We start from the raw sequence: 17,794 nt of genomic DNA on the forward strand, positions 1-17,794 counted from the left end.
GAGCGGAGGGCCGGGTCCGATGACGGACCCGGCCCTCCGGTGCTGCACGGGGCGACGGGGCGGGGTGTCAGGCCGTCGACTCGCCGGGGGCGGCGGAGTCGGCCGGGCTGGACACGGGCGCGCTCATGGTGTTGGTGTCGTCCGGCGGCGGGTCCGCGGACTCCGTCGCGGTGGGGGTGGGGGTCGGCGTGGGGGTGGGCGTCGGGGTCGGGGTGGGAGTCGGCTCGGTTTCCGACTCCGTGTCGGACGGCGTCGGCTTGTCCGACTTCGAAGGCGTCGGGGACGCCGACTTCGTCGGCCCCTTCGTCCCGGTCGGGTCCTTTGAGGGCTCCGCCTCGTCGGTCGGCGTCGGATCGTCCGACGTGCCGTACGTTCCGTCGGGGCCCGGGTCCGTCGGCTCCGGCACCGAATCGGAGCCGTCGTCCTCGCCGCCGTGCTTGGCGCGGTCCGCGCCGAGGCCCTCGTCGTCCACACCCGCGCTGGCGGACGGTTCGACGCCGACCTTCTCGGCGGGCGTGTTGTCGTTCTTGTCGGAGTTCGCGCCGAGCGTCACCATCGTGCTGAGTACGGCGACGAGGAGCGCGCCCGCGCCGACCGCGACCAGGTTGCGCCGGGCGGTGCCGACGAGGCCCTTGACGCCGCCGCCCTTGTGCGCGGGCGGGTGTCCCGGCTGGTGCGTGACCAGAGTCGTCGAGGAGTCACCAGGACCGGACGCCGGGCCCGGTCCCGTACCCGTCGACGGCGCCGCCCCGAGACCCAGCGGGAGGTACCCCGAGGGCACCCCGCCGGGCGGTGAGGCCGACTCCTCGTGCCGGGCGTCCTGCACCTCCTCCCCCGCCGCCGTGCGCCCGCCGGGCGGGGTCGCGCCGGAGCGGTCGGCGACCAGGGCGAGGGCCCTGCGGCCCGCGACCGCGCCGCGCTTGTCGGCGAGGGCGCCGCGCAGCCCGATGGAGGACTCCAGCTCGAGGCGGGCCCGGTCGAGCTGCCCGGAGCAGAGGGCGAGGACGCCGAGTTCGTGGTGGAAGTAGGCCTGGTCGCCGACCTCACCGGCGAGCCTCGCCGCCTCGGCGCCGGCCCGGAGCGCGCGGTCCCAGGCGCTCCAGTGCAGTCCGGCGGCGAACGCGGGCCCCGCCTGCCGGGCCAGTCGCACGGCGAGGCTCTCCTCGTCCTCGTCCTGGTCCTCGCCGGGAGCCGTGGTCACCGGCACGATCGCGGTCAACGCGGCCAGTACCGCGTCCGCCTCCGCCGAGACCCGCTCGGGGGTCACCGAGGGGTGTCCGGCCCACCAGGCGTAGTGCCGGGCGGCCGTGGCGGCGCGGTTCTCGGCGTCGTCGGCGTATCCGGCGTTCTCCAGCTGGGTCAGCACGCCGGCCGCGAGCCGGTAGCGGGCGCCTACAGGTGTCACCAGCGCGCAGCCGACCAGTTCGCCGAGGGCCGCGTCGGCGTGGGTGTCGCCCACCAGGGCGGGCAGATGCGCCTGGTGCGGGATCTCGCCGCCGAGTGCGACCGCGAACCTGAGGGTCTCGCGCGCGGAGGCGCTCAGCCGGGACGCGAGCAGCGCGGCGGGCGCGGCCCCCTCGGCGAGCGAGGGCAGCGGGGTCTCATGGGTGTCGTCGGTGTCGAGCGGTGTGTCCACGGCGTCGACGGGGGTGTCCTGGAAGACGCCGAACTCGTCGACGGCGGCCGCCCCGGCCCGCAACCGGTCCCGCTGCCGAAGCAGGGCCCCGGCCTGGGTGAACCGCAGGGGCAGCCCCTCGGACTCGAACCACAGGTCACCGGCCCAGTTCGACTCGTCCTCGGTGAGCACGCGCCCGACAGCGCGTTCGAGAAGGGCCTCGCTGCCGGCCCGGTCGAAGCCGCCGAGGACGATCTCCTCCAGCGGCGCGTCGGCCGACGGCAGAGGAGTGTCGGGGGTGGCGGCGACCAGGAAGGCGCACTCGGGGGTCGCGTCGAGCAGTTCGTCGAGCGCGCCGCCGCCGAATTCCAGGTCGTCCAGGACGACGACCGCGCCGATGTCCCGCACGAGGTCGAGGACCTGCGCGTAAGCGGGCCGGAACAGGGGCGCGTCGTACACGGCCGCGAACAGGTCGTACAGCAGGTCGTTCGCCGTACGGCGGTGGCCGCTGAGCCGTACGACGCCGTCGGGGGCCAGGTTCGCGCAGTCCTCGGCGACGGCGTCGAGGAGGGTGGTGCGGCCGGAGCCGGGGGCGCCGGTGAGGCGCACGGAGCGGCCGCGGGCCAGGAGCCGGACGAGCCGTTCTCTCTCGTCGTCGCGCTGGAGCAGGGGCAGCCGGGGCAGCGAGGGCCCCGGCGGGACGGGCGGCCGGGCGGCGCGGTCGAGCTCGGCGCGCTCGGCCGGCGCGTGCTTCTCAGGCCTGCCGGGCAATCCCCCACGCTCGGCTTCGCTCGCGTGGGCGGTGCCTCCGGGCGGGCAGTTCTCTATCTCGCTGCCGTCGACGGGGTTGACGGTGAGCAGGAAGTCACCCGAGACGAGCTGGACGGTACGGGCGAGGGCCGGCGTGTGCTGGCCGAAGTCCTGCGCGAGGGAATCACGCGAGGGACGCTTGTTCTGCGCCTGTCCGTCGTCATGGCCGTACTCTGCGGGTCCCCGGTTGATCGGGTCCATAAGTCCTAGCCCCCCAAAAGCGTCTTGTGTGTGGAGCCCCTCCCGGCCTTGCCGCACACCGCGCTGTCGCTTCTGGTCCGGAACCCGCTCAAGGGTTGCTGGCAGCGGGCAGCCGAACCCTAAACCTTCGCACAGTATTACCGACAGCCCGGGGTCCCGCGCCGTACGAGACATCACAGTCTCGTGAGGATTGCGCACGTAGTGCGTTTCGTCCCCCATGGCATACGGGGGCCTGCACCCACGAGCAATACGCACACCCTCGCATGCCCGTTCACACCCGGGGCAGCGACTCCAGTCCGATGCCGCCCTCGATCGCGAGGATGCGGTGCAGTCTGGTCGCCACGAGCAGCCGCTGCATCTGTGGCGGCACACCGCGCAGCACCAGCCGACGCCCGCACCGTCCAGCCCGCCGGTGGGCCCCCATGATCACGCCGAGTCCGGTGGCGTCCCAGGAGTCCAGCTCTGACAGGTCGAGCACCAGGTCGCCGGCTCCGTCGTCGACGGCCGAGTGCAGGACCGTACGGGCGTCCGCCGCGCTGCGTACGTCGAGGCGGCCCCCGACGACCAGCTCGGCGTGGTCGCCCCTGATGTACATAAGCGCTCCCCGTGAGTGCGTCTCGTACTCCGTGATGTGGGTGATGCAACGTCTGACGGCGTTCGACACGATCAGGTTGCCGTCTGTAAGCGAACCGATACCCAATTCACCTCAACGGGTGACACCCGAGAGGCTCATTCGTTTGATGCGACGTCAGTGCTGTACACAGCGCCCGGAGTACCCGGGCGCTGCTCGAACCTCAGTACTTGTAGAAGCCCTGCCCGCTCTTGCGGCCGATGTCACCGGCGTCAACCATCCGGCGCATCAACTCCGGCGCGGCGAACTTCTCGTCCTGGGACTCGGTGTAGATGTTGCTCGTGGCGTGCAGCAGGATGTCGACGCCGGTGAGGTCGGCCGTGGCCAGCGGGCCCATGGCGTGACCGAAGCCCAGCTTGCAGGCGAGGTCGATGTCCTCGGCGGTGGCGACACCCGACTCGTAGAGTTTCGCGGCCTCGACGACGAGGGCGGAGATGAGACGGGTCGTCACGAAGCCGGCGACGTCGCGGTTGACGACGATGCAGGTCTTGCCGACGGACTCGGCGAACTCCCGGGCGGTGGCGAGCGTCTCGTCGCTCGTCTTGTAGCCGCGGACGAGTTCGACGAGCTGCATCATCGGCACCGGAGAGAAGAAGTGCACGCCGACGACACGCTCGGGCCGCTCGGTGACCGCCGCGATCTTGGTGATCGGGATGGCGGAGGTGTTCGAGGCGAGCACGGCGTCGTCCCGCACGATCTTGTCGAGCGTACGGAAGATCTCGTGCTTGACCTCGAGCTTCTCGAACACGGCCTCGACGACGATGTCCGCGTCGGCGGCCGCGTCGAGGTCGGTGGTGGTGGTGATCCGTCCGAGGGCGGCCTCCGCGTCCTCGGCGGCAAGCTTGCCCTTGCTGACGAACTTGTCGTACGACGCCTGAATGCCGCCGATGCCACGGTTCAGCGCCTCGTCGGTGACATCGCGCAGGACGACGTCCCAGCCCGCCTGCGCGGACACCTGGGCGATACCGGACCCCATGAGCCCGGCTCCGATCACGGCGAGCTTCCGTGCCACTGTGCGACTCCCCTTGTACGCGCTGTTTACGTATGCCTCTCGGGCGGACGATAGCGGTCGTGAGGGGGCCATGTGACCGTGAAGTAATGCGTGTCACTGTCTCACCGCGTGAGACGGTCGTCACGTCGCGACCGACGGACCTGGCGATACTCCGCGCAGCCTGAGCCACAGGGATTCCGACCCTGTCGGATGGAGCGCCGATACCCTGCGGTTCACGCCGGTTGGCGCCGCACAGACCGGCGAGATGTCTGGGGTCAGGGAGCCGGAATGGTGGCTGCAACGAACCGTCTACATTGGCCGCATGGTCAACCTCACGCGCATCTACACCAGGACCGGCGACAAGGGCACCACCAACCTCGGCGACATGAGCCGGGTACCCAAGACCGATCTGCGGATCTCGGCGTACGCGGACGCCAACGAGGCCAACGCGGTGCTCGGCACGGCGATCGCGCTGGGCGGGCTGGCGGAGGAGGTCGTGAGGGTCCTCACCCGTGTGCAGAACGACCTCTTCGATGTCGGGGCCGACCTCTCCACCCCGGTAGTCGAGAAGCCGGAGTTCCCGCCCCTGCGCGTCGAGCAGTTCTACATCGACAAGCTGGAGGCGGACTGCGACCACTTCAACGAGCAGTTGGAGAAGCTCCGCTCCTTCATCCTGCCGGGCGGTACGGCGGGCGCGGCACTCCTCCACCAGGCCTGCACGGTGGTCCGGCGCGCCGAACGCTCGACGTGGGCGGCCCTGGAGGCGTACGGCGAGGCCATGAATCCGCTGACCGCCACGTACCTCAACCGCCTCTCCGACCTCCTGTTCATCCTGGCGAGGACGGCGAACAAGGAGGTCGGGGACGTGTTGTGGGTGCCGGGCGGGGAGCGCTGAGCGTCCCTTCGGGTTACCGGGATGCCTTCTCCTGGGCCGGGGCCCGCTCCGGCTCGGGCTTCGGCCCCGGAACCGACTCCGACTCCGGCCCCGGATCCGAGTCCGACTCCGCCCCCGGAACCGACTCCGACTCCGGCCCCGGATCCGAGTCCGACTCCGCCCCCGGAACCGACTTCGGCCCCGGCCCCGGCTCCTTCTTCGGCCAGATCAGATACGCCAGTGCCACCAGCCCATGAATCCCCGCGGCCCTGATCGCCGTCCACTGGAACGCCCTCAGCGACTCCGCGTTCCCGTCGTCGCCCACGTACCAGACCGCCCCCTGGAGCAGCACCAGCGCGACGCCCGCCGCCACCAGCGTCCGTACCCACAGTTCGCCTTCGTGGCGGGCCCTGGCCAGGCCGTACTTCGGTGGCCCCGCCGGCTTGGGCGCGCCGCCCAGGCGATGGGCCGCGTGGCCGTCGAGCCAGCGGATCGTGTAGTGGCCGTAGCCGACCGTGAAGCCGATGTAGAGCGCGGCCAGGCCGTGCTCCCAGCCGGGCTCGGCGCCGTTCTTCAGGTCGACGGCCGTCACCGCGAACAGCACCAGCTCCAGCACCGGCTCGCACAGCAGCAGCACCACACTCGTCCGGCGCCACTTCAGCAGGTAGCGGACGGCCAGGGCCAGCGCCAGCAGCACCCAGAAGCCGACCTCACAGGCGATGATCAACGCGACGATCACGACGCACTCCCTTCGTTCACCCTTCCAGGCTCCCGGCGGGATCAGCGGGATTCGTCGTCGGCGGTGACGAAGTCGGGGTACATCGAAAGATGCAGTCCAGGACCGTTCCCCGGCATCAGGCGCCGAGCGCCCGCCCCCTGTTGGATGTGAGACATGGCCGTACGACTCCCCCGCCCCCACCGCTTCGACGTGTGTGTCGCGCTCGGCGGGCTGCTCGGTGGGCTGCTGCTCTGGGGCCTGGGCATCGGCACCCGCCCGGCCGACGAACCGATCGTGCTGTGGGACGGCCGATGGGCGGTGCTGGTCCCGCTCGCCGTGATGGCCGGCTGCGAGGTGCTGCGCCGCACGAGCCCGCGCACGGCCCTGCTGGTCGCCACGGTCGCGCTGACGGCCGACACCGTCACCCAGGGCAGCATCGCCACCCTGCTGATGTTCACGGACATCGTGTACGCGGCCGTCCTGTACGGCCCGCCCGCCTCGGCCCGCCGCATCCCCTGGATCACCGGACTGCTCTCCCTGGCCGGGTCCATCGTGCCGTTCGCCGTCTGGCGGGTGCCGAAAGCCCTGCTGATCGGCGTCGTCATCGGGGCCGTGGCCTTCGGCCCGGCGGCCACCGGCTGGATCGTCCGCAACCACCGCGACGCCGCCGAGGCCGCCCGGCTGCGCGCCGAACAGACCGCGCTGCTCGCGGAGATGGACCGCGCCCAGGCCATCGCCTCCGAACGGGCGCGTATGGCGAGGGAGTTGCACGACATGGTCGCCAACCACCTCTCGGCGATCGCGATCCACTCCACGGCCGCGCTCTCCCTCGACGACCCGGACACCTCGCGGCAGGCCCTCGGCGTCATCAGGGAGAACAGCGTCGAGGGGCTCGCGGAGATGCGCCGGCTGATCGGCATCCTGCGCGATTCGAGCGACGACACCGAGCCCGCCCCCGCGCCCACCCTCGACGGCCTCGGCGCGCTCGTCGGGGGCGCCCGCACCAACGGCCTCGACGTCAAGCTCGACGCCGAGCACGGCGAAAGGCTCCCCGCGCCGGTCGAGCTGGCGGCCTACCGCATCGTCCAGGAGTCCCTCACCAACGCCCTCAAGCACGCCTGCCCCGGCCGCGTCACGGTGACCCTGCGACAGACGGACGGCGCCCTCGCCATCGCCGTGACCAGCCCGTACGGTGACCGGGACGGCCCGAGCGCGCCCGGCTCCGGCGCCGGTCTGGTCGGGATGCGGGAGCGGACCGCGCTCCTGGGCGGCACCTTCGAGTCCGGCCCCGAGAGTTCCGCGAGCGGCGGGATCTGGGCCGTACGCGTCAGCCTGCCCACAACCGTCGCGGCCCCCACACCCGCCTCTACCTCTACCTCCGCCTCCGCCTCCGCCTCCGCCTCCGCCTCCGCCTCCGCCTCCGACGAAGGAGACCCCGCGTGATCCGCGTGCTCGTCGCCGAGGACCAGTCCGCCGTACGGGCCGGGCTCGTCCTCATCCTGCGCAGCGCGCCCGACATCGAGGTGGTCGGTGAGGCGCCCGACGGCGAGCGGGCGGTGGCGCTGGCCCGGAAGCTTCGGCCGGACGTCGTGCTGATGGACATCCAGATGCCGCGCCTGGACGGGGTGTCGGCGACCCGGCAGGTGGTGTCGGAAGGTCTCGCCGATGTCCTCGTGCTCACCACCTTCGACCTCGACGAGTATGTGTTCGGGGCGCTGCGGGCCGGTGCCGCCGGGTTCATGCTCAAGCACACGGAGGCGATCGACCTCATCGAGGCCGTCCGGGCCGTCGGGCGCGGCGAAGGTCTGATCGCCCCGGCCGTCACCCGGCGGCTGATCGCCGAGTTCGCCGCCAAGCCGGTGCGCGAACCGACGGCCGACCCCGGCGTCCTCGACACCCTCACCCGCCGTGAGCGCGAGGTGCTGTCCTGTCTCGGGGAAGGGCTGTCGAACGCCGAGATCGCGGGCCGTCTGAACATGGCGGAGGCCACGGTGAAGACGCACGTCAGCCGCCTCCTCGGCAAGCTCGATCTGCGGAGTCGGGTCCAAGCTGCGGTACTGGCCCAGGAGTTGGGGATCTGACCCCTCAGCGGGGTCCCGCATGAGCGCACTGGTCCAGACCCATTGACCTCTGGTCCAGACCTTTCTATTCTCGCGGCACTGCGCCACGTCATGCTCATGCTCACGACACCCCACAAGGAGGCGCGTCATGCGCTTCAGGCACAGAGCCGCAGCGGGCTTCGTCACCCTGCTGCTCCCCCTCGCCGGCCTGGTCGGTCTCGCCACCCCCGCGCAAGCGGCCACGGAGGCGACCGCCACCTACACCAAGACCCAGGACTGGGGCACCGGCTTCGAAGGCAAGTGGACGGTGAAGAACACCGGCACCACATCCATCAGCGCCTGGACGGTCGAGTGGGACTTCCCCTCCGGCACGTCCGTCACCTCGGCCTGGGACGCGGACGTCACCTCGTCCGCCAATCACTGGACCGCCAAGAACAAATCCTGGAACGGCACCCTCGCCCCGGGCGCCTCCGTCTCCTTCGGTTTCAACGGGAGCGGCTCAGGCTCCCCGGCCAACTGCAAGCTGAACGGTGGCAGTTGTGACGGCGGCCCCACCGTCCCCGGCGACGCGGCACCCTCCGCCCCCGGCACCCCGACCGCCTCCGACGTCACCGACACCTCGGTGAAGCTCAGCTGGAGCGCGGCCACCGACGACAAGGGGATCAAGAACTACGACGTCCTGCGCGGCGGCACCAAGGTCGCCACCGTCACGACCACGTCGTACACGGACACCGGCCTGACCTCCGGCACCGACTACTCGTACACCGTCCAGGCCCGTGACACCGCCGACCGGACCGGCCCGGTGAGCGGCGCGGTCGCCGTCCGCACGACCGGCGGCACCACCCCCCAGCCGACCTCCAAGGTCAACCTCGGCTACTTCACCGAGTGGGGCGTCTACGGCCGCAACTACCACGTCAAGAACCTGGTGACCTCTGGTTCCGCCGCCAAGATCACCCACATCAACTACGCCTTCGGCAACGTCAAGAACGGCCAGTGCGTGCTGGACGACTCCTACGCGGCCACCGACAAGGCGTACACCGCCGACCAGTCCGTCAGCGGGGTCGCGGACACCTGGGACCAGCCGCTGCGCGGCAACTTCAACCAGCTCCGCCAGCTCAAGGCGAAGTACCCGCACCTCAAGGTGCTGTGGTCGTTCGGCGGCTGGACCTACTCGGGCGGCTTCGGCCAGGCCGCGCAGAACCCGGCCGCCTTCGCCAAGTCCTGCAAGGCCGTCGTGGAGGACCCGCGCTGGGCGGACGTCTTCGACGGCATCGACATCGACTGGGAGTACCCGAACGCCTGCGGTCTGACCTGCGACACCTCCGGTGCTGCGGCCTTCAAGAACCTGATGTCGGCCCTGCGCACCGAGTTCGGCTCGAACTACCTGGTCACGGCCGCGATCACCGCCGACGGCTCCTCCGGCGGCAAGATCGACGCGGCCGACTACGGCGGCGCCTCTGCCTCGGTCGACTGGTACAACGTGATGACGTACGACTACTTCGGCGCCTGGGCGAACACGGGCCCGACCGCCCCGCACTCCCCGCTGACCTCGTACTCCGGCATACCGACCGCCGGTTTCAACTCCGCCGACGCGATAGCCAAGCTCAAGTCGAAGGGCGTCCCGTCCTCGAAGCTCCTGCTGGGCATCGGCTTCTACGGCCGTGGCTGGACCGGCGTCACCCAGTCCTCCCCGGGCGGCACGGCGACCGGCGCGGCCACCGGCACCTATGAGGCGGGCATCGAGGACTACAAGGTGCTCAAGAACTCCTGCCCGGCCACCGGCACCGTCGCGGGCACGGCGTACGCGCACTGCGGCACCAACTGGTGGAGCTACGACACCCCCGCCACCATCGGCACGAAGATGACCTGGGCCAAGAACCAGGGGCTGGGCGGCGCGTTCTTCTGGGAGTTCAGCGGCGACACGAGCAACGGAGAGCTGGTGACCGCGATCAACAACGGGCTGAAGTAGCCGAAAGGAAAGATCAGGCGACGTTGACGCGCTGACCGGGCGGGGCTGCCTCCAGCCACGCGAGGAAACCGGTCAGCGCGTCCTCGCTCATCGCCAGTTCCAGCCGGGTCCCGCGGTGCAGACACGCGAGGATCACGGCGTCGGAGAGCAGGGCCAGCTCCTCCTCGCCGTCAGGGGTGCGGCGCCCGGCCACCTCGATCGCCGAGCGCTCGAGGACACGGCGGGGGCGGGGGGAGTACGAGAAGACGCGGTACCACTCGATGCGGTCGCCGTTGTAGCGGGCGACGCCGTAGCCCCAGCCCTTGCCGTTCTCCTCGCCCTTCTCGGGTTTCTCCGGGGCGTCCCAGCGCAGGCTGCAGTCGAAGGTGCCGCCGGAGCGCTGGATGAGTCTGCGGCGCAGGCCGAAGACGAAGAGTCCCACCACCACGAGCAGGACCACCAGCCCGCACACAGTCAGAGCGAGGACCATCGACACCGACCTCCTCGTCTCCTAGGCAATGAAACTTGGTAATGGAACGTAAAAAACACCCACATTTGCCTCAGCCGCGGCTGGGTCCGGATGGATATATCCGGACCCAGCCGCGGCTGAGATACAGCATCACACGGCGCGCGGGCCTAGCGCGCCGCCACCGTACGCAGTCGGACGTCGGCGCGACGCTCGGCGGCGGCATCGCCCTCCGCCTTCGCGAGCTCGAGCTCGCGCTCGACGCGCTTGACGTCGATCTCGTCGGCCAGCTCGGCGACCTCCGCCAGCAGGGACAGCTTGTTGTCCGCGAACGAGATGAAACCGCCGTGCACGGCGACGACGACCGTGCCGCCCTCGCTCGTACGGATGGTCACCGGGCCCGACTCCAGCACACCGAGCAGCGGCTGGTGACCGGGCATGACGCCGATGTCGCCGGACGTGGTGCGCGCGACGACCAAGGCGGCCTGGCCCGACCAGACCTCTCGGTCGGCCGCGACCAGCGCGACGTGCAGCTCAGCAGCCAAGGTGGCTCCTCGGGTCACCACCCGGCGGTTCCGCCGGGTGTTGGGTACAAGTCTAGTAGGGCGCCGAGAATCGAATCGTCGGGGCCCGCCCCGGGTCTTTCGGCCGGGGATCCGGGGGTAGTCCCCCGGGGGGATGTGGCAGAGGGAGTACGGAGAAGGGCGGGACGCACCCCTGAGGTGCGGCCCCGCCCCCCTCTGCCACGAGTGCCTGACGTCAGCTGACGCCGAGCTCCTTCGCGTTCTTCTTCAGGTCCTCGATACCACCGCACAGGAAGAACGCCTGCTCCGGGAAGTGGTCGTACTCGCCGTCGATGATCGCGTTGAACGCGGTGATCGACTCGTCCAGCGGGACGTCCGACCCGTCGACGCCGGTGAACTGCTTGGCGACGTGGGTGTTCTGGGACAGGAAGCGCTCCACGCGACGGGCACGGTGGACGGTGAGCTTGTCCTCCTCGCCGAGCTCGTCGATACCGAGGATCGCGATGATGTCCTGGAGGTCCTTGTACTTCTGCAGCACCGTCTTGACGCGCATGGCGGTGTTGTAGTGGTCCGCCGCGATGTAGCGGGGGTCCAGGATGCGGGACGTGGAGTCCAGCGGGTCCACGGCCGGGTAGATGCCCTTCTCGGAGATCGGACGGGAGAGAACCGTCGTCGCGTCGAGGTGGGCGAAGGTGGTGGCCGGGGCCGGGTCGGTCAGGTCGTCCGCGGGGACGTAGATCGCCTGCATCGAGGTGATCGAGTGACCACGGGTCGAGGTGATGCGCTCCTGGAGGAGACCCATCTCGTCGGCCAGGTTCGGCTGGTAGCCCACCGCGGAGGGCATACGGCCGAGCAGGGTCGACACCTCGGAACCGGCCTGGGTGAAGCGGAAGATGTTGTCGATGAAGAACAGCACGTCCTGCTTCTGCACATCGCGGAAGTACTCCGCCATGGTCAGACCGGCCAGGGCCACACGGAGACGGGTGCCCGGGGGCTCGTCCATCTGCCCGAAGACCAGGGCCGTCTTGTCGATGACGCCGGAGTCCGCCATCTCCTCGATGAGGTCGTTGCCCTCACGGGTGCGCTCACCGACACCGGCGAACACGGAGACACCGTCGTGGTTGTTGGCGACGCGGTAGATCATCTCCTGGATGAGCACCGTCTTGCCGACGCCGGCACCGCCGAACAGGCCGATCTTTCCACCCTTGACGTACGGGGTGAGAAGGTCGATGACCTTGACGCCGGTCTCGAACATCTCGGTCTTCGACTCGAGCTCGTCGAAGTTGGGGGCCTTGCGGTGGATGGACCAGCGCTCGCCCTCGTACTGCTCGTCGACGTTCAGCACCTCACCGAGGGTGTTGAACACCTTGCCCTTGGTGAAGTCGCCGACCGGAACGGTGATGCCCGTGCCGGTGTCGGTGACCGGGGCCTGGCGGACCAGACCGTCGGTGGGCTGCATCGAGATCGTGCGGACCAGGCCGTCACCCAGGTGCTGGGCGACCTCCAGGGTCAGCGTCTTCTTCGCGCCGTCCTGGGCCGGGTCGGCCACCTCGACGTGAAGGGCGTTGTAGATCTCCGGCATGGCGTCGACGGGGAATTCCACGTCGACGACCGGGCCGATGACCCGGGCGACGCGGCCCGTGGCAACGGCCGTCTCAACTGTCGTCGTCATTACCTGTCACTCCCCGCGGTCGCGTCGGCCAGGGCTGCGGAGCCACCGACGATCTCGCTGATTTCCTGGGTGATTTCGGCCTGGCGGGCCGCGTTGGCAAGGCGGGAGAGCGTCTCGATGAGCTCTCCGGCGTTGTCGGTCGCCGACTTCATCGCGCGGCGGGTGGCGGCGTGCTTGGAGGCAGCCGACTGGAGCAGCGCGTTGTAGATACGGCTCTCGACGTAGCGCGGCAGCAGGGCGTCGAGGACGTCCTCCGCCGACGGCTCGAAGTCGTACAGCGGAAGGATCTCGCCCTTCGGCGCCGACTCCTGGGCCACCTCGTCGAGGCTGAGCGGCAGCAGACGGGCGTCGAGCGCCGTCTGCGTCATCATCGAGACGAACTCGGTGAAGACGATGTGGAGTTCGTCCACTCCGCCGTCCGCCGTCTCCTTCTCGATGGCCTCGATCAGCGGACCCGCGACCTTCTTGGCGTCCGCGTAGGTGGGCTCGTCGGTGAAGCCCGACCACGACTCCACGACCTTGCGCTCGCGGAAGTTGTAGTGGGCCAGACCGCGGCGGCCGACGATGTACGTGTCGACCTCCTTGCCCTCCGCCTCAAGACGCGCCGTCAGCTGCTCGGCGGCCTTGATCGCGTTGGAGTTGAAGGCGCCGGCCAGTCCGCGGTCGCTCGTGAGGAGCAGTACCGCGGAACGGGTCGCCGTCTCCGCCTCCGTGGTCAGCGGGTGCTTGGTGTTCGAACCGGTACCGACCGCCGTGACCGCGCGGGTGAGCTCGGTCGCGTACGGCGTGGAGGCCGCCACCTTGCGCTGCGCCTTGACGACGCGCGAGGCGGCGATCATCTCCATCGCCTTGGTGATCTTCTTGGTCGCGGTGACGGATCGGATGCGACGCTTGTAGACCCGGAGCTGGGCTCCCATGAGTCAGGTCCCTTCCTTACGTCACTTGGCCGCGGCCGGGGCGTCCTCGCCGAGAAGCTTGCCGTCCGAGGTCTCGAACTGCTTCTTGAAGTCGGCGATCGCGTCGGCAACAGCGGTGAGGGTGTCGTCCGACATCTTGCCGCCCTCCTTGATGGAGGTCATGAGGCCCTGCTCCTTGCGGTGCAGGTACTCCAGGAGCTCCTTCTCGAAGCGGCGGACGTCGGTGACCGGGACGTCGTCCATCTTGCCGGTGGTACCGGCCCACACGGAGACGACCTGGTCCTCGGTCGGCATCGGCTGGTACTGAGGCTGCTTGAGCAGCTCGACCAGACGCTGACCGCGCTCCAGCTGGGCCTTCGACGCGGCGTCCAGGTCGGAACCGAAGGCGGCGAACGCCTCCAGCTCACGGTACTGGGCGAGGTCGAGGCGGAGGCGGCCGGAGACCTGCTTCATCGCCTTGTGCTGCGCGGAACCACCGACTCGGGAGACGGAGATACCGACGTTCAGCGCGGGGCGCTGACCGGCGTTGAAGAGGTCCGACTCCAGGAAGCACTGGCCGTCGGTGATGGAGATGACGTTGGTCGGGATGAACGCCGAGACGTCGTTGGCCTTCGTCTCGACGATCGGCAGACCGGTCATCGAGCCGGCACCCAGGTCGTCGGAGAGCTTCGCGCAGCGCTCGAGCAGACGGGAGTGCAGGTAGAAGACGTCACCCGGGTAGGCCTCGCGGCCCGGCGGGCGGCGCAGCAGCAGCGACACGGCGCGGTAGGCGTCGGCCTGCTTCGAGAGGTCGTCGAAGATGATGAGGACGTGCTTGCCCTCGTACATCCACTGCTGACCGATGGCCGAACCGGTGTACGGCGCCAGGTACTTGAAGCCGGCCGGGTCGGACGCCGGGGCGGCGACGATGGTCGTGTACTCCAGCGCGCCGGCCTCTTCGAGGGCGCCACGCACGGAGGCGATGGTCGAGCCCTTCTGGCCGATGGCGACGTAGACGCAGCGGACCTGCTTGTTCACGTCACCGGAGCGCCAGTTGTCGCGCTGGTTGATGATCGTGTCGACGGCCAGGGCGGTCTTGCCGGTCTGGCGGTCACCGATGATCAGCTGACGCTGGCCACGGCCGACCGGGGTCATCGCGTCGACGGCCTTGTAGCCGGTCTCCATCGGCTCGTGCACCGACTTACGGGCCATGACACCCGGAGCCTGCAGCTCCAGGGCACGGCGGCCGGTCGTCTCGATCTCGCCGAGGCCGTCGATCGGGTTGCCGAGCGGGTCGACGACGCGGCCGAGGTAGCCCTCGCCCACGGCGACCGACAGGACCTCGCCGGTACGGGAGACCGGCTGGCCCTCCTCGATGCCGCTGAACTCACCGAGGACGATGGCGCCGATCTCGCGCTCTTCCAGGTTGAGCGCGAGGCCGAGGGTGCCGTCCTCGAACTTCAGCAGTTCGTTGGCCATGGCCGAGGGCAGACCCTCGACCTTCGCGATGCCGTCGCCGGCAAGGGTGACCGTACCGACCTCCTCGCGCGAGGCCGCGTCCGGCTTGTACGACTGGACGAAGTTCTCCAGCGCGTCCCGGATCTCCTCCGGCCGGATCGTGAGCTCCGCCATCTGGGTTCCCTGCTCTCCTTGTTGGGCCCGAAGTTTCACTTGGGGGGATGGGGACTCCCCCCTGAACGAGGTGAATCCTCTGCACGGCCCAACCGGGCCGCAGACATACGTACGTACTGCTATGAAGTTTGCTAGCTCGCCAGGCGGCGGCCGGCGTCCTCGAGTCGGTCCGCGATCGAGCCGTTGATGACCTCGTCACCGACCTGCACCCGGATCCCGCCGAGGACCTCGGGGTCCACGTCGAGGTTGAGGTGCATCTGACGGCCGTAGAGCTTCGCGAGGGCGGCGCCGAGGCGCTGCTTCTGCGGGTCGCTCAGCGGGACCGCCGAGGTGACGACTGCGACCATGCGGTTACGACGCTCGGCGGCGAGCTTGGACAGGGACTCGAGTCCCGACTCCAGGCTACGTCCACGGGGCGCGGTCACCAGGCGCGTCACCAGACGCTCGGTGGTGGGCTTGGCACGGCCGCCGAGCAGGCTGCGCAGCAGCTCGCCCTTGGCCGGGTTGCCCGCCTTGCGGTCGGTCAGCGCGGACCGCAGCTCCGTGTTGGAGGAGACGATCCGGCCGAACCGGAAGAGCTCGTCCTCCACGTCGTCGAGGTCGCCCGACTTCTGCGCGGCGGTGAGCTCGGCGAGGCTCGCCAGCTCCTCCAGCGCGTCCACCAGGTCACGCGACTGCGACCAGCGGGAGCGCACCAGACCGGACACCAGGTCGGCGGTCGTCCCGCTGACCTGGCCGCCGAGGATGCGTCCGGCCAGGTCGGCCTTGGCCTCACCGGCCTGCGCCGGGTCGGTGAGGACCCGACGCAGCGACACCTCGCGGTCGAGCAGCGCGGTGACGGCGGCCAGCTCGTCGGAGAGCGACGCCGCGGTCACGGACGTGGAGTCCGTCAGCGCGTCGAGACGCTCACGTGCGGCAGCCAGGGCCTCGCGGCTCGCTCCGTTCATCGCGCGGCCTCGGCCTTCTCCTCGAGGTCGTCGAGGAAGCGGTCGATGACGCGGCTCTGCCGGGCGTGGTCCTCGAGGGACTCACCGACGAGCTTGCCGGCCAGGTCGGTGGCGAGCTTGCCGACGTCCTGGCGCAGCGCCTGCGAGGCGGCCTTGCGGTCGGCGTCGAGCTGCGCGTGACCGGCGGCGATGATCTCCTCACGCTGCCGCTGGCCTTCGGCGCGCATCTCGGCGATGAGCGTGGCGCCCTGCTCCTGCGCCTCCTGGCGCAGCCGCGCGGCCTCGTGCCGGGCCTCGGCGAGCTGAGCCTTGTACTGCTCAAGCACGCTCTGGGCCTCGGTCTGAGCGATCTCGGCCTTCTCGATACCGCCCTCGATGGCCTCGCGGCGCTCTTCCAGAACCTTGTTGATGTTCGGGAGGAGCTTCTTGGCGAGGAGGCCGAAGACGATGACGAAGGCGAGCAGGCCGATGACGAGCTCAGGAATCGGCGGGATGAGAGGGTTCTCTCCATCCCCGGCTGCGATAAGCAGCTGGCTCATGTGTGTGCCTTTCGTCTAGTCGGCTGGACTGGTGTCGGTGATCAGTAGCCGTAGACGAACGGCATGACCAGACCGATCAGGGCGAGCGCCTCACAGAAGGCGAAGCCCAGGATCTGGTTGGCGCGGATCAGGCCGGCCGCCTCGGGCTGGCGGGCGAGAGCCTGGGTGCCGTTGCCGAAGATGATGCCGACGCCGACGCCGGGGCCGATGGCGGCAAGGCCGTAACCGATCGAACCGAGGGAACCTTCGACGGCAGCAAGGGTCGTGGACATGCCAGTTCTTCCTTTTCTTTACGGACCGGTGGCGGTTGGCCACCGGACGAATTGGGGTCGGTGAGGTGCCTGATCAGTGGTGCTCGGCGAGAGCGCCCTGAATGTAGGTGCAGGTCAACAGGACGAACACATAGGCCTGCAGGGCCTGGACGAACAACTCGAAGGCGGTCATGACGAGGACCATCACGAACGAGACACCCGCGTAGGCGATGCCGAAGCTGTTCAGCAGGTACCAGCTGGCGATCGTGAAGAGCAGCAGCAGCGTGTGACCGGCGAACATGTTCGCGAAGAGTCGTACGGCGTGGGTGAAGGGCCGGATCAGGATGTTCGAGAAGAACTCGATCGTCATCGACAGCGGCAGCACCGCACCGAGCGACTTGTCGTAGCCCGTGACGTTCTTGAAGAAGCCGACGAAGCCCTGTCGCTTGAAGGTCAGGACCACCCACGTGACGTACACGATCAGCGCGAGGACTGCGGGGTAGGAGATGATCGCCGTGACCGGGAACTGCGCGACCGGAACGATCGACCAGAGGTTCATCATCCAGATGAAGAAGAACAGGGAGACGACGAGCGGGACGTACTTCTCGCCTTCCTTCCTGCCGATGGTCTCGTAGACGACACCGCGCCGGATGAAGTCGTATCCCGCCTCGGCGACCATCTGGAGCTTGCCGGGGACGACCTGCGGCTTGCGGAAGGCGGCCCAGAAGAAGCCGACGATGATGATCGAGCCGAGCAGCGCCAGAAGCATCGTCTTGTTGAAGTACAGATTGCTGTCGCCGTCGCCCCAGAGAGGCTGGAACAAGAACGAGTGCAGGCCGGGGGAAACCTCGGCGAAGCCACAGTCGGCGAAGATGTGGCAGTCGGTCTCGAAGGCGAGCACCTGCGTCGGATCAGCACTCACCGCGGGCTCCTTCAGCGTGGCGCATGGGTACGGCAACCTCGTTGTGTCGGCGCGGCGGACAGCCGCGGGTCGGCACTGGACTGGTGTTACGGATGTG

17 protein-coding genes are annotated in these 17,794 nt (G+C 69.5%); 4 read left to right on the forward strand and 13 right to left on the reverse strand.

Annotated elements, in window-relative coordinates; translation table 11 throughout:
* Positions 1 to 67: 67 nt before the first annotated feature.
* From SGFS_RS20555 to SGFS_RS20565, 3 genes are all read right to left on the reverse strand, one after another.
* Positions 68 to 2,626, reverse strand: a complete 2,559-nt coding sequence (locus SGFS_RS20555) for an ATP-binding protein (RefSeq protein ID WP_286252265.1) — start codon at positions 2,624 to 2,626, stop codon at positions 68 to 70.
* A gap of 271 nt (positions 2,627 to 2,897) precedes the next feature.
* Positions 2,898 to 3,221: an STAS domain-containing protein gene (locus SGFS_RS20560; RefSeq protein ID WP_009297239.1), complete on the reverse strand. Its 324-nt coding sequence runs from the start codon at positions 3,219 to 3,221 to the stop codon at positions 2,898 to 2,900.
* 199 nt (positions 3,222 to 3,420) lie between these two features.
* Complete coding sequence (locus tag SGFS_RS20565; RefSeq protein WP_286252269.1) at positions 3,421 to 4,269, reverse strand: 3-hydroxyacyl-CoA dehydrogenase family protein; 849 nt, start codon at positions 4,267 to 4,269, stop codon at positions 3,421 to 3,423.
* Between the two features lie 301 nt (positions 4,270 to 4,570).
* Between SGFS_RS20565 and SGFS_RS20570 the strand changes: the two genes are divergently transcribed.
* Entirely contained in the window at positions 4,571 to 5,143 is a 573-nt protein-coding gene (locus SGFS_RS20570) for a cob(I)yrinic acid a,c-diamide adenosyltransferase (protein WP_286252271.1), read from the forward strand.
* A 13-nt stretch (positions 5,144 to 5,156) separates the two neighbouring features.
* Here SGFS_RS20570 and SGFS_RS20575 read toward each other — a convergent pair whose 3' ends face one another.
* Positions 5,157 to 5,861: a hypothetical protein gene (locus SGFS_RS20575; RefSeq protein ID WP_434027630.1), complete on the reverse strand. Its 705-nt coding sequence runs from the start codon at positions 5,859 to 5,861 to the stop codon at positions 5,157 to 5,159.
* Positions 5,862 to 6,014: 153 nt separating this feature from the next.
* On the opposite strand from SGFS_RS20575, the gene SGFS_RS20580 reads away from it, so the two are divergent.
* From SGFS_RS20580 to SGFS_RS20590, 3 genes are all read left to right on the forward strand, one after another.
* A complete protein-coding gene (locus SGFS_RS20580) occupies positions 6,015 to 7,283 on the forward strand; it encodes a sensor histidine kinase (protein ID WP_286252273.1) in 1,269 nt (422 codons plus the stop codon).
* On the forward strand, positions 7,280 to 7,921 hold the full coding sequence (locus SGFS_RS20585; RefSeq protein ID WP_286252275.1) for a response regulator: 642 nt from the start codon (positions 7,280 to 7,282) through the stop codon (positions 7,919 to 7,921). The genes SGFS_RS20580 and SGFS_RS20585 overlap by 4 nt, the downstream gene beginning before the upstream one ends.
* Before the next feature lie 127 nt (positions 7,922 to 8,048).
* Positions 8,049 to 9,869, forward strand: a complete 1,821-nt coding sequence (locus SGFS_RS20590) for a glycoside hydrolase family 18 chitinase (RefSeq protein WP_286252276.1) — start codon at positions 8,049 to 8,051, stop codon at positions 9,867 to 9,869.
* A gap of 13 nt (positions 9,870 to 9,882) precedes the next feature.
* Here the strand turns inward: SGFS_RS20590 and SGFS_RS20595 are convergent, their stop codons facing one another.
* The 9 genes from SGFS_RS20595 to atpB form a co-directional block, all read right to left on the reverse strand.
* The gene (locus SGFS_RS20595; RefSeq protein WP_286252277.1) at positions 9,883 to 10,338 is read right to left on the reverse strand and encodes a DUF2550 domain-containing protein; all 456 of its coding nucleotides are present in this window, start codon (positions 10,336 to 10,338) and stop codon (positions 9,883 to 9,885) included.
* Between the two features lie 146 nt (positions 10,339 to 10,484).
* Complete coding sequence (locus SGFS_RS20600) at positions 10,485 to 10,859, reverse strand: F0F1 ATP synthase subunit epsilon (protein WP_286252279.1); 375 nt, start codon at positions 10,857 to 10,859, stop codon at positions 10,485 to 10,487.
* A gap of 214 nt (positions 10,860 to 11,073) precedes the next feature.
* Positions 11,074 to 12,510: a F0F1 ATP synthase subunit beta gene (gene atpD / locus SGFS_RS20605; RefSeq protein WP_286252282.1), complete on the reverse strand. Its 1,437-nt coding sequence runs from the start codon at positions 12,508 to 12,510 to the stop codon at positions 11,074 to 11,076.
* Entirely contained in the window at positions 12,510 to 13,427 is a 918-nt protein-coding gene (locus SGFS_RS20610) for a F0F1 ATP synthase subunit gamma (protein WP_286252284.1), read from the reverse strand. Before SGFS_RS20610 ends, atpD begins: the two co-directional genes overlap by 1 nt.
* Positions 13,428 to 13,448: 21 nt before the next feature.
* Entirely contained in the window at positions 13,449 to 15,038 is a 1,590-nt protein-coding gene (gene atpA / locus SGFS_RS20615) for a F0F1 ATP synthase subunit alpha (protein WP_286252285.1), read from the reverse strand.
* A 131-nt stretch (positions 15,039 to 15,169) separates the two neighbouring features.
* Positions 15,170 to 15,985 (reverse strand): F0F1 ATP synthase subunit delta, encoded by an 816-nt coding sequence (locus SGFS_RS20620; protein ID WP_286252287.1) that lies wholly within the window; start codon positions 15,983 to 15,985, stop codon positions 15,170 to 15,172.
* Positions 15,982 to 16,524, reverse strand: coding sequence for a F0F1 ATP synthase subunit B (locus SGFS_RS20625; RefSeq protein ID WP_286252289.1), 543 nt, complete (start codon positions 16,522 to 16,524; stop codon positions 15,982 to 15,984). The genes SGFS_RS20620 and SGFS_RS20625 overlap by 4 nt, the downstream gene beginning before the upstream one ends.
* A 41-nt stretch (positions 16,525 to 16,565) precedes the next feature.
* Entirely contained in the window at positions 16,566 to 16,796 is a 231-nt protein-coding gene (atpE, locus tag SGFS_RS20630) for an ATP synthase F0 subunit C (protein ID WP_007384721.1), read from the reverse strand.
* Positions 16,797 to 16,869: 73 nt separating this feature from the next.
* On the reverse strand, positions 16,870 to 17,697 hold the full coding sequence (atpB, locus tag SGFS_RS20635) for a F0F1 ATP synthase subunit A (RefSeq protein WP_286252295.1): 828 nt from the start codon (positions 17,695 to 17,697) through the stop codon (positions 16,870 to 16,872).
* Between the last annotated feature and the right edge of the window lie 97 nt (positions 17,698 to 17,794).

It is taken from the genome of Streptomyces graminofaciens (assembly GCF_030294945.1).
Taxonomy (GTDB): Bacteria; Actinomycetota; Actinomycetes; order Streptomycetales; family Streptomycetaceae; genus Streptomyces; species Streptomyces graminofaciens.